Below are 12629 nucleotides of genomic sequence, written 5' to 3'. Positions count from 1 at the left end.
GTATTTTTTATTTACGCATCATTGATTCAATAACGGCGTTAGCCGGTTTCCCGATCGCGGAATTTTTAGTCAGATCCCAGAAATTTTCCCGCTGCTGGATCTGTGTCTGTGTAGTAACGATCCAGCTTTGGATCCATCCGGTGAGTGTGCACCATGCGCCCCAGCCTGCGTCGGAGTTGGATGCCCAGTAGTCCCAGCGCCCGTAGTCAAAAGCCCTGAACCAGGCGCCATCCACATCTTTGTGCTTTTCACTCTGCACCTGTATCCTTGTCAGAAAATCGGAGAGCTTATTGGCAGCATCGCGGTACTTTTTATCGCCGGTTGCCGCTGCAGCCTCATTGAGGCTGAACACCGCGAAATTGCAGGTATACAGCATGCAGGCTACTTTTTCACCGTTACGGAATATCAGTGATCCTTCATCTGAACCATAGTCTTCATTTTTTTTCAGCTCCCTGAACATGCCTTTGCCTTTGCCCAATTCCTCCATGATGGCGCCACTCTCATCCTGGTATTTCAATATTTCATTGACCATTTTATCCAGCCATTCGCGGTGCTCCGGGGTATCTTCCACTCTCACCAGCCAGGCCAGTGGCAGTATCATGCGGGCACGCTGGGTTTGCATGCTGCTGCCCCAAAGCCATTTATCGGGATAACCTTCCATCGTGATCCGGATGGCTTTTTTTGTCTGGGATAAAAGCGGTTCGTATTTCGTTTTATCGTACAGCCACAGGTAACAGGCCCACATCCAGGATTCAAAATGCGGGGAAATGTGAATGAGTTCGCGCTGCTGGTAGAACGGCAAACCGTTTTTGATAATATTCCCTTCCTCCAGCCGCTCTCCGCGGAAACCCAGCTTACCGGTGGTCCTGAAGTTACCCATGATGGCTTCTGCCAGCTCTTTATCCCAATTATTTTTATTGAGGTACGATGCTGCACCGATAGCGCCGAGGATGGCCCGGGAATTATCGTCACCGTAGAATGTACTGGCAGCAGTAGTTGCCCAGCCGATCAGGCCATAAGCAGGGCTGGCAGGATCGTTCTTAGCGCCTGCACGCATATTGGAGGTATGGAACATAAAATCGATCAGGCGGGCTGATTTGTCCTTATACGTTTGATTGTTGAACAGCCGTCCTGCCGCCGCCAGCGCCATACTGGCTTCGCCCTGTACATCGGCACGCATCCAGTAGCGGTATTGCTGACTGCCGTCGTAATAAATGGTGGAGGTGTGCCCTTCAATAATGCCCAGGCTACCGTCGCCATCAGGTTTACCGGCAGGTACCGGCGGGCCTACCGGTGTAGTGCCGTTCCTGCCATCGTGTTCGAGCCAATACTCCTTCCAGGCAGGATGTATAAAAAAGCGGCCGTTATCAAACCACGCCACGCCTTTGCGGATGCTGTTAAGGCGTGCGCCGGCAGGCAGGGATGCTGTTCTGCTATACATCGGGCGCACATCTTCTTCCCACTTATTCAGTGTGATATTCTTTATGCCGGTGATCCTGGAAAGTATGTAGGCCCACACCGTTTTCATGGAGGCCTGGGGGCCGTAACGCCCTGTCTGGAAATTACTCAGGCCCGTCATACAAACCAGTGCATTGTCCTGTTCAAACAACAAGGGATATGTTTTGGTATCAGCCAGCCCGTACTCCGCTTTATCAAATCCCACCACTTTTGCCAGTACTATCAGCGGGTTGCCGGCGGTAACGGGCAGAATGTGGCAGTTGTGAATACCCAGTAAACTCATAGGCGTCAGCTCACCACCGAAAACATCCGCGGTAATAACGCCGCGTTCAAACTTTGTTTCAAGGGGCTTTGCGGGAATATCGAGACCTGGAAATGATGCAGGATATTCTATGTAAAGCCGCAGCGATTTTTTGTTTGCTTCATTCAACAGCTGCTGCGTAATGCGGTTCACCGGGTCTGTCTGCGGATAGTTACTGCCCAGTATTAAAACTCCTGCTCCCTGTGGCGCGGCTTTCACCGCGGCTTCCGGCGTGCTGTACTTGCGGATGGTAAACCCCTCGCGCTGCAGCAGCCGGTACAGATCATTCCGCACATTGCCGTAGAAATAAACTTCTCTCCCCTTTTCTGCATGGGCCGTAAGCCCTGTACAGAGCAGGATGTATATCCAGAGAAAAATTGTTGCCTTTATTGTTTTCATCCGTTAATGCTTATTTTTTATGGTCGGATAGCTTGCCCCGCTTTAGCGGGGGAACTTCGCATTTACATACCCCAGTGTGAGATAATGTACATGCTCAGTTTTATATCAGTTAGTTATTGGAATGTATGTAGCGGATAATGCTGTCAGCAGCCGTTGTGCTTCTGCAATAATGAGTGCTTCCGCTTCTTTCCCCAGGTAAGACCATTTACCCGGGCCGGTTTCATAACCGCCTTCTTCAAATGCCTTTTCAGTAGGTACATAGCCGATGGTGTTCTCTGCATATGCTGCTATAATGGTGTGCTCAAAAGGCGAATCCTGTTCAATAGCAAAAGCGGTTGCTGTAAAGGGCTCACCGGGAATGAATACCAGGGCGAGTGAGCCGATGGCAATGGCATTGAACCTTGCAAGGGCCTCTGCGGCCTGCGTTACGCCTGCTTCCGGTCTCACAGGCAGCTGCATTTCACTATGTATATAACGGAATGCACCCGCACATAACACACCCCGCTCCCGCCCTGCCAGTGCGGCCAGCGCCCTGCCATGCTGTTGTGCATACACCGGCCCGCCGGATACGGTGGGAGGATTAATATCGCCTGCTGCCCCATTCAGGAAAAGCGGCATGCCGTGCTTACAGGATGCTTCCAGCGCTAAACACATTTCACCGGGAAACTCCGCGGAAATATGCGGCATGCACATTTCATGCACAGGGTGGCAAACGGCGTGTACCAGCGTTGCAATGACATTACCTCCCTCAGCTTCAAATGTTACCGTATGCACACGGCGGTCAACAGGCTCCCTGCTAAGTAGCTCCGGTGTTATAGGCTGCATGGCATCAGACATCATGATCCCTTCCGGTGTTGGAATACGGCGTTGCAGGGAATAACCATCCAGCGTAGCAACAGCTACCAATGCATGGCAGGGCTGCGCTGCCGCAGCTGCCTGCTGAATGGCCTGTTTGATCTGCTGCTGCACACCTGCCAGCCATTGTTTATAAACCGGCGTGCGGTACAGGCCTGATAAAGCAACCGATTCCGGACCGTTATGTGTATGCGTGCACGTGATAATGATCCTGTCCGGCGGAATGATATCAGACAGCCCTTTTTTGAACTGCTGCCATCCACCCACCGCTGTATCGTTCAGCGCCAGCAGATCCAGCGACACTACTGCCACCAGATCTTTCAGCGTGCCTAACACCAGTACACGGGCTTTCAGCGGCAGCCTTACTGATTCAAAAGGTGCATACAGCCCCTGTACGGAGGAAGTGAGCAAACCCACCTCCAGCGGCGGTGTAATGTCTGTTACCGAAGTACCGGCCAGTAATTGCAATGGTTCCATATGATTGCTAAGCGCCTTGTTTTTTTACCCAGTTAAGCGACTGCTGCCAGAAGGCATCATAGCTGTCCCACAGTTCAAAATTTAAACCCCAGTGCGGTGCAGGGTCAGACATATAAGTAAGAATGCGGCCTTTCCCGTATTCTCCTGCCACTACCAGCGGATCACCGGTTTCTTTCACACGTACCAGCACTTCCCCTTGGGGTTTGGCGGTCACCTCGTTATAACCAAAGATCGGTGGAAAGGTATCCCAGCTCAACCCTTTAACGGCCGGATGATCGGGCACCAGCAGCTCTGCTGTGAAGCCGGCAGAAGATTCAACCAGATCTTCTGTAGCAAGGCACTGCACCGGCAATGCATTGGAGAAGGAGCTTCTTCCCCAGCCGCCTTTACCGAATGCGCCGCTGAATGACAGCCAGCCGCCAAGCATCAGCAGGCCGCCGCCGTCTGCGATCCAGTTTTTAATAGTAGTAAGACGGTCCGGGAAAGTAACCACTGTATCTTTCCGCTGCGCGCGGTCAAAAAAGCTGGGGAACAGGTGAAAACATTTTGCTTCCACATCGCTGATAATAAGACCGGTGGAAGTGTTCAGTATTTCTTCAAGCCTGCCGGGCTGCATGCGGTACAATTCCCAGTTAGCCATGCTGGTTACATCCACCACCGGATCAATGGCTTTTACCAGTCTTTTTCCATAGAAGTGCAGATCTGCATCTTTAGTTTCCGTTCCGAAAGGTGTTTCAATAAATAGCGGGCCCACGCTGAATACCCAGTCGCCCAGGTAAAGAATGTGTTCCCGTTTTACATCCGTCGTTTGTTTCATGTTTATCTGATTTTATAATTAGTTCATGTTGTTCATGACCGGTTCTTCCTCTTTCACAGCTGTAGGCACAGCATTGTCCGCAGCCCGCAGTGCCAGCACCGCCAGGTATTTTTCCGCCAGTTTCCAGAAAATAAGAAAGGTGATGACCGCTGCTGCAACAGTCAGTATTCCTTCTATATACCGCGCAAACCATGCGTGGGTAAGCCCCAGCATCAACAGCGATACAGATACAGTTCCCAGGATGGCGATGAAGATGCCGCGGAACACCAGTTTGAACGAACCGGCGGGACCTTGTTTGTCCAGTGTTTTGTAAGGCGTCCAGCAGCCCAGTGGATGCGCCCTGACATAGAATTCACGCAACAGCTCATCCGGATCGGGTTTGGTAAGCAGCGCTACCGCAACCCACAATACGGTCGTGAGACCCATTACCAAAAGCGTTTGCCAGTACCAGGGTATCACTAAACTGTTTGCCCAGGGAACATTCAATAAAGCCAGCAGTCTGGGGCCTAATACCACCAGGCAAAAAATACCTGCGCCGCCAAAGGAAGCTGTTACACGTGCAGGACCATTGAAACGCCACCACCACCATTGTGCCCAGTTGGCGGGCAGCTCTGCGGCGCTGAGAGAGAGCATAAAAATGGCCACATCTGTTATAATGAGCACATTGAACACAACGGCAACAGACAGCGCAAGAATGATGATCATGCCCAGTTTTCCCATCAGCATGTAATGGCTTTCTTTTGCTTTGGGTACAAACCAGCGGCGATAGATGTCGCTCACAAGCACCTGGCTGCCGAAATTGAGATTATCGCCTACGGTAGACATGGTGGCGGCCAGCATGGCAGCTACCATCAATCCCATAGCGCCCGCAGGCAGTAATGTTTTCATTAACCTCCCATACACCAGCTCCCGGTCAGCACCAGCCTCCCGCAGTTCAGGCCACATCACCGCCGCACTGATGCTGGGTAATGTAACAAGCAATAGCAGCAGGAACATGCTGATAGCTGTAACCACATACATGGTTAGCGCTTCTGCCGGTGTGCGCGTGGAAAGAATGCGCTGCCCTTCCATGGCCCCGCCCATGGGAGCCGCATCTCCGCCATAGCCGATGCTTTGTCCCAGTAGCCAGCCTAATGCAGCTGCAAGCGGAAACACCGCATGATCTTTAGGTGGTATAGAGCCCAGGATCTCCGCACCCGAGGGACCGAACTTAGTGTGAATGGCGGTTACCATTGCCTCAGCGCCGCCGAAGTGCCGGAGCGTAAGCCAGGCTAACATTAATGTGCCGATGAGAAAAATGATCATCTGTATAAAATTCGAGATCACTACACCCTTGTATCCTGAAGAGAATACAAAAAGAAGTGAAACCGGTACTACGAGATATAATGTTTCCAGTTTGGAGAGGTTAAAAGCCGGTCCCATGATCTTACAGGCGGCCAGCAGCGTAATGCCCGTCCAAGCCGGCATGGCCACCATGGAAGTACGGATGGCGATCCACAGCCGCATGGCGGCAGCAGCGCCTTTCGGGAATCGCAGATCATAAAATTCAAGGGTGGTGAACAGGTTGAGCCGGCGCCAGAAAACAGCAAACAGCACGCCTCCGAGAAAAAGCGCCAGGCCAAACCTGCTGAGGTACCACCAGCAAATGAAGCCGCCGGTGGCCACTGCCAGGCCGCCGTAACCAGTAGCTGCATCGGGGCTTACCAACGCTGCTGTATAGGAAATACCGTTTAGCCAGCCGGGTATTTTACGGCCTCCCAGGAAAAAATTATCCATGCTCTTGTTGGCGAAACGGCGGTGCCAGAACCCTGTGCCGAGCATGAGCAAAATATAGATCCCTACTATCCAGATGTCTATTTGGTGCCAGTTCATATTTGATTCCGGTTTATCAGAGAATGCCTTTTAATCGTTGTGTGAGTGGCGCCAGCGGCGGCAGGTTGTTCTCCGGCTTGTCCAGGTAGAAATAGGCGGTAGCGGAATAATTATCTACGCGGTAAAAATTCACCCATTCATCTGCCGGAAACCTGTCGTCCATCAGATCAGGATACGCAGGCTCTTCCAACAGTTTTATGAGCCCGTTCTGCGTCATCACGGAAACAGGTTTTACTTTACCACCTGCTTTTACAATCGCCCTGATCTTGTCTCTTCCGCCGCCGCCCATTTGCTGTATGGTCACCTTACAATCCGTCCGGAAGTAAATGGGATCAGGAATGTGATAGCGGTAAAATGCATACTGCCCTTTTTGTTTATCAACAATAGGCGCACCCTGGTACAAATGTGCAAAAGGACCAAGGTTCCATGCGGAGCCTATGTAATCTTCAGTACCAGTGCCAACAAGCGTGGGATATTGTTTGTCGCCATCCAGGTACATTTTTATTTCTCCTTCGCCAAACCAGGTATCCCCGTAGATCTTATCCGGGATAACACTCAGGTTGGTACCTAAAAAACGTCCCCTGCCTTTTACCTGGGGCAGTATTTCAAAGTCATCGCCCGGCTTGCCGTCCGTACTGCTGGTCCAGCATGCGTGGAAATACGCGATCTCCTGCGGATGCTTTTTCACTTTCGTCAGGTTCACATCAAAGAACAGCAGCTGATTCTGTTTGGATTCATTCACAAAAACGATCTTCGCATGTTTTTTAAAAGGCATAGGGATAAAGCAGTTAAATGATTTGCCTTCAGGATCGGAGAACAGCGCACTTTGAAAAGCCGTTCTGCGCCCCAGACCTATGCCGAAGAAATCTCCCAGGGGCACCGACACCGCAGGTTTGGCGGCGCCGTCCCAGTACATTTCAATATAAATGGAACGGAGCGAAGCCGGGCTTCTTTCTATAACGGTCATCCATATACGGTTAATCACTCCTGCCCCGTTGTAATCCATCATTACTTTCCGTTCGCCTGCCTTTATCCATTCTGCTGCGTGCCCTTTTGCGCCTTTGTTTTCCATGCCGCCCTTTCCTTTTGTACCTGAAGCATTCTCCAAGCTAATCCATTGCGTTTCAGCCCCCGCAGGCAGCTCATAGAGTTGTTGGGCATACGTGGCTTCGAAAAAAAAGCAGCATAGCAGCAACATGCACCCGCTGTTGAATAATTTTGCCATTTGTATTTGTTGTTTGATGATAGCTTACCAGCCCGGGTTCTGCACCAGGTTCCTGTTCTTTTCAAGCTCACGCTGCTGAATGGGCCACAGATAATGTTTCTTTTCAAACACTCTTTTCTCCACCACTTTTCTTACATAAAAAGCGTCGCTGGATATGTTGTAGCCGTCAGTAAGCACATCCAGGCCATAAATATTTGCGTTATCTATCTTCTCTGCGATCTTCCAGCGATGCTCATCAAAATAACGGTGTGTTTCAAAGGCCAGCTCTATCCGCCGTTCATGATGGATCCTTTCCCGCATGTCTGACTGCGAAAGGCCCGGAGGCAGGCCCGGCAAGCCTGCACGGTCGCGGATCAGGTTCACGTATTTATACACATCCGGCAAGGGTCCCTGCGCTTCATTCAATGCTTCTGCGTAGTTGAGGTACTGCTCACCCAGGCGAAAAAATATCCAGGTTCTGATGGGCCCTGCTTTGGGCTGCATAACGTATGAGGGGTTCGTTAGTTTTTTCATAAGATACCCTGTTTCGCTGAAATTTGCACCAGCGTCGAACGGCCGGCCGTCAAGTCCTCCTTTCCAGAATTCCAGCGGCGTGCTCCTGTTCTGCGGAGGGCCGGTTTTAAACTTTGCGCCCGTGAAGTTGATGCTGGCATAAAAACGGGGCTCACGGTCTACATACATTCCGCGGGTACCGGCATAATATTGATCGGTGGCAGTAGCAGCCTGCGTGCGCTCGTTATAGCCGGAAAGCGGGTTGATAATAGGCGTCATGTCTGCATTATATCCCAGGATGGGGCGCATGCCATTCGCCATTTCATAGTCATCCACAATATTCTGTGTAGCATCCTGCAAAGGCCAGCCGGCGCCGGGCATTCCTCTGGGTTCGCTATAGGCGTCTATGTTCAGATAATCAGGATCATTGCTGGTAAAAAATACTTCCTCATTAAAATTAATGTAGAATACCTCCTGGTAATTTTTAACAGGATCAGCGCCTGAGCGGTGCAATTTATGTCCGGCAGATTCCGCCAGGTCTATACAGGCTTTTGCTGCCGCTGCTGCTGCATCCCATCGCGCTGCCTGAAAATCCGGGAACAGGCGCATGCCTTCTTTATCTTTAAATGAGGCATAATCCGGATTGCCGTTCCACAGCGGACTGGCCATATATAGCAGCGCCCTTGCCTTTAGCGCCATACAGGCCACTTTGGAGGGTTTACCGTAATCAGTAGTGGCTGTTATCCTCAGCGGCAACAGCGCGGCGGCTTTGTCGCATTCACTAACAATAAACTCCACACACTTTTCAATGGGCTGGCGTTTAAAAGCTGTGAGGTCTTCATCAAGCAGCAGCGTTCTGTCTATGATCGGTACGGGTCCGTAAGCCCTGATCAGGAAAAAATGATGAAGCGCGCGCAGGAACATGGCCTCTCCTTTCCAGTTGGTGATCTTGTCTTCCCCCGCCAATTCGGATGGCACCAGCTTGCCGATGTTTTCCAGGAATATATTCGCTTTGCGGATCGCAATGTAGCTTTGCGACCAGATATCCTGCACATACGAATCAGCGTTCCAGTTACCGTTGTTCATGGCGTTGGCGAAGTTGGGCTCATAGCTGATCTCCAGCTCATCTGAGGCGGCATTGAACGGATTATTCACCGCGCATCCCCCACAGGGGTTATCCACCATTGCCAGCTCTTTCGGAAGGTGTGAATAGATATTGGCAAGGTATTGTTCGGCGAAAATAGCGTTGGTAAATACCTGCTCCTGTGTCAGGTCTTCATCCGGTGTTTTCTCCAGGTAATCCTTTTTACAGGAGGACGTTGTAAAAAGCAGTACTGCGGCCAGCAGGAGAATGATATATGATTGCATAATACCCGATTTAAGTTGACTAAAAATTGGCTTCCAGCCCGAAATTGTAGTTCCGCGGAATAGGATAACCGCCTGTGCCGAAATCCGATTCAGGGTCGATCACCTTGATCTTATCCCAGGTAGCGAGATTGGTTCCCTGCACAAATACGCGGATGCTTTTCAGTGCTGCTTTTTTGGTGAGGTTCACGGGGATGGTGTATCCAATCTCCGCGTTCTTGATCCGCAGGTAATCGCCGCTTCTTTGCCACAGGGTGGAACCAGTGTAGTTGTTGGTACTGCCTGCCCTTACCGCCGGAAATTCCGCATGTTCGTTATTACCGCCTACAATAAAACGTTTATCATACACCTGCTGCATTACGTTGTAATAACCAGCCTGACCGGAAAAGGCCCAGGCGGTCCAGCCCTGCGTGAAAAAGAAATCGCGGTGGGCTGCTCCCGTAAAGAAGATAGTGGCATCAAACCCTTTCCAGGCCCCCGTGGCCCCAAAACCATACATGATCTGCGGCTCGGAGCCGTAGCTGCCAATGATCACACGGTCGGCTGAAGTGATCTGTCCATCTTTATTAACATCCTCGTATTTAATATCGCCGGGGCGGATCACAGACTGTAATGCCGTTTGTGAAGGGCTGTTATCTATATCCCGCTGGTCCTGGAAAAAACCCAGTGCACGGTAGCCCAGGTTAGCGCCAATGGAGCTTCCCCTGAAGTCCTGGTAAGGATACAATGATGGCGGAGCATCGTTTTCAATGATCGTATTTTTCGCAAAGGTGAAATTGCCGGTGAAGGAATAATAAAACCCGCCTTTAGTGGTGTTCCTGAGCTGTAAGGTGGCTTCAAATCCTTTGTTCTCAGTGATGCCTACATTGGCAAAGGGCACCGTGCCGCCGGGGTAACCGGCATAAATAGGGATGGTTTTCCGTTCCAGCAATTGCCCTTCGCGGCGCTCGTGGAAAACGCTGGTGGACAGTGTAATCCTGCTGTCGAACATTTCGAGATCAAATCCAAGATCTGTTTTATAAGCTGTTTCCCAGGTTACGTTCATATTCCCGATGCGGGCCTCACTTTTACCGCCGGGGTTACGGTTCTGGTCCAGGCCAAACACATAACCCGTGGCTGATTTGTTGTAAGTGCTCTGATACAGAAAACGCGCGCCCCCGATACGGTCGTTGCCCACTATGCCGTAGTTGCCTCTCAGCTTAAGCAGGTTCACTACGTTCTTGTTCCAGAACTTTTCGTTGGATACTATCCAGCCTGCGCCAATGGCCGGGAAAAGGCCATACCGCTTGCCCTTGGGAAAGTTCTCAGAACCATTATAGCCCGCGCTCAGCTGCAGCAGGTACCGGTAGTTATAATGGTAGGTGAGGCGGCTGATAAGTCCCTGCCGCCGTTCGGGCAGATTATCAATAGAATTTGTGGCATTGACGTTCGTAAATTCCCGTCTCTCCGCCGTGAGCATACCAGTCACATAATGATTGCCAAAAGCGCGTTCATAATCGATGCCTGCCTGTGCATACATTGTTCTATATGTTTCATTCAGGTTCCGGAAACCCAAAGGTGATTCGGTAGACCATTGCTTATATGTTTCAGCGCCCGTTACCGGGTCTTTTGCATAAGAATAGGTGGCCGGCGTCTTTTGACGGATGTTCTGGGTAATGTCCACCACATCAAAGGCCACCAGGCCGCGGGCAGACAAGCCCCGTGTTACATAGGACAAGTCCCATTTGGCGGAGAGGTTGCTTACCAGCGTATTGTAGAATTGTTTGGTATAGCCTGTTTGCGTGACCAGCGCGTATGGATTTAATTGCAGATCGCCGAAAGCGCCAGGCTGGCTGCCATCGGGATTTTTGACGGGATAGGTATTCGGCGCTGTGAGCTTCAGTCCCGTGAGGATCCTTCCGGCATCCGTACCTGGGAAATTTGTATTGGAAATAATCCCTGAAAGGCCCAGTGCCAGTGAAAATCTTTTACTCAGCTTAACATCTATGTTCGACCTGAAATTGTAACGTTTCAGGGCGGCGTTGGTCTTATAGGTGTTGGCAGGGTCTTCGTTATAAATGCCTTCCTGTATGGTATAGCCCAGGTTCAGATAATACTGCACGGTTTCCGTGCCACCGGATACGCCCAGGTTATTCATCATTTGCCGGGTCCTTTTTTTCAAGACCACATCGTACCAGTTCACATTGGGGTACATGTAGGGATCCGAACCGTCTTTATACTTCTGGATCTCAGCCGGCGAAAATTTTGGCGGTTCACCAACATTGGTAAGGGCTTCATTATGCAGTAACGCATATTCATACCCGTCAATATTATCTTCAATGCGCATGGGCACCACAATGGCTGCCTCTGACCTGAAGGTGACGTTCGGTTTGCCCACGGCGCCCCTCCTGGTGGTGATCATGATCACGCCATTGGCGCCCCTGTTGCCGTACACCGCGGTGGAGGCAGCATCTTTTAATACGGAAAAGCTTTCAATTTCCTGGATGTTCATGGTGGTCCAGTAATCCTGTAATTCGCGCTCCACACCATCTACAATAATGAGTGGCTTATTGGTACCGCTTTGCGATACCAGGCCGCGGATAAATACCTTCGCGGCATCATACCCCGGCTCCCCGGAGGTTTGCCGTGTAATGATCCCCGCCAGCTTTCCCCCGATGGCATTGGTAAGAGAAGGTGTGGAGTACTTCTGGATCTCCCTGGGAGACACAGAAGAAATGGCGCCTACCATGGTGATCTTTTTTTGCGTACCGTAACCTACTACCTGCACTTCATTCAGCTTCCGGCTTTCTTCGTCGGGTACAAGCTTTACGGTAATGGTCCTTTGATTGCCGGCTTTGATAGTGGTGTTGTAATAGCCCGTAAAACTGAATATCAGCGAGTCCTGCTCGTGCTCCACTTCGATCATGAACTTGCCGTTCATATCAGTGGTTGTGCCTTTTGAGGTGCCTTTAATGCGCACGGATGCACCAGGCAAAGCCCCATTGTTTTCATCGGTGACCGTACCGGATAGTACAAAAGAGCGTACCTGTGCAATGCCCGGTTGTCCCGCATTCGTGGCCATTGCTTTGAGAGCAGCCGGCGCCATACTGCAGATAAGTAGTAATGCTGCATAAGGAGTGATAAACCTGGCAGAAGAAAAGTATCTGCCAGCGATTTTTCCGAACAAAAGATCAGTGAACCTGAATCCCATGGAGAATTGCATAAATAATAGGTTTAAAGGGTTCGGCGTTTGTTCAATTTTTGCGTAACGTGAAACTTGAAAGCCCGTGGGCTGGCTATAGGTCTTATCCTTCCTGCAGGAACATACATTGCTTCATAGCATCCTATGACTATGAAGATTCTGGCTGATAAGGCGCTGTACTGTGAGC

The 12629-nt window shown here is 50.8% G+C and carries 7 protein-coding genes; all 7 read right to left on the bottom strand.

Annotation, left to right across the window (positions count from 1 at the left end; all coding sequences use genetic code 11):
- Nucleotides 1–7: 7 nt before the first annotated feature.
- The 7 genes from BMZ54_RS10025 to BMZ54_RS09995 all read right to left on the bottom strand — a co-directional run bounded on the left by BMZ54_RS10025 (nt 8) and on the right by BMZ54_RS09995 (nt 12463).
- Nucleotides 8–2158 (bottom strand): hypothetical protein, encoded by a 2151-nt coding sequence (locus BMZ54_RS10025; RefSeq protein WP_238386542.1) that lies wholly within the window; start codon nt 2156–2158, stop codon nt 8–10.
- A 105-nt stretch (nt 2159–2263) separates the two neighbouring features.
- Entirely contained in the window at nt 2264–3490 is a 1227-nt protein-coding gene (locus BMZ54_RS10020) for a hypothetical protein (RefSeq protein WP_089910058.1), read from the bottom strand.
- Nucleotides 3491–3497: 7 nt separating this feature from the next.
- On the bottom strand, nt 3498–4307 hold the full coding sequence (locus tag BMZ54_RS10015) for a glutamine amidotransferase (protein ID WP_089910055.1): 810 nt from the start codon (nt 4305–4307) through the stop codon (nt 3498–3500).
- An 18-nt stretch (nt 4308–4325) separates the two neighbouring features.
- Nucleotides 4326–6179 carry a sodium:solute symporter family transporter gene (locus BMZ54_RS10010; protein WP_089910053.1) on the bottom strand — a complete coding sequence of 618 codons (1854 nt, stop codon included), beginning with the start codon at nt 6177–6179 and terminating at the stop codon, nt 4326–4328.
- Nucleotides 6180–6195: 16 nt separating this feature from the next.
- On the bottom strand, nt 6196–7404 hold the full coding sequence (locus BMZ54_RS10005; protein ID WP_089910050.1) for a glycoside hydrolase family 172 protein: 1209 nt from the start codon (nt 7402–7404) through the stop codon (nt 6196–6198).
- A gap of 24 nt (nt 7405–7428) precedes the next feature.
- A complete protein-coding gene (locus BMZ54_RS10000) occupies nt 7429–9264 on the bottom strand; it encodes a RagB/SusD family nutrient uptake outer membrane protein (protein WP_089910047.1) in 1836 nt (611 codons plus the stop codon).
- A gap of 19 nt (nt 9265–9283) precedes the next feature.
- Nucleotides 9284–12463: a SusC/RagA family TonB-linked outer membrane protein gene (locus tag BMZ54_RS09995; RefSeq protein ID WP_089910044.1), complete on the bottom strand. Its 3180-nt coding sequence runs from the start codon at nt 12461–12463 to the stop codon at nt 9284–9286.
- Nucleotides 12464–12629: the final 166 nt, after the last annotated feature.

The organism is Chitinophaga rupis (assembly GCF_900109685.1).
GTDB lineage: Bacteria > Bacteroidota > Bacteroidia > Chitinophagales > Chitinophagaceae > Chitinophaga > Chitinophaga rupis.
The sequence above is the reverse complement of the archived record's forward strand: the minus strand, read 5'-3'. Positions and strand labels throughout refer to the sequence as shown.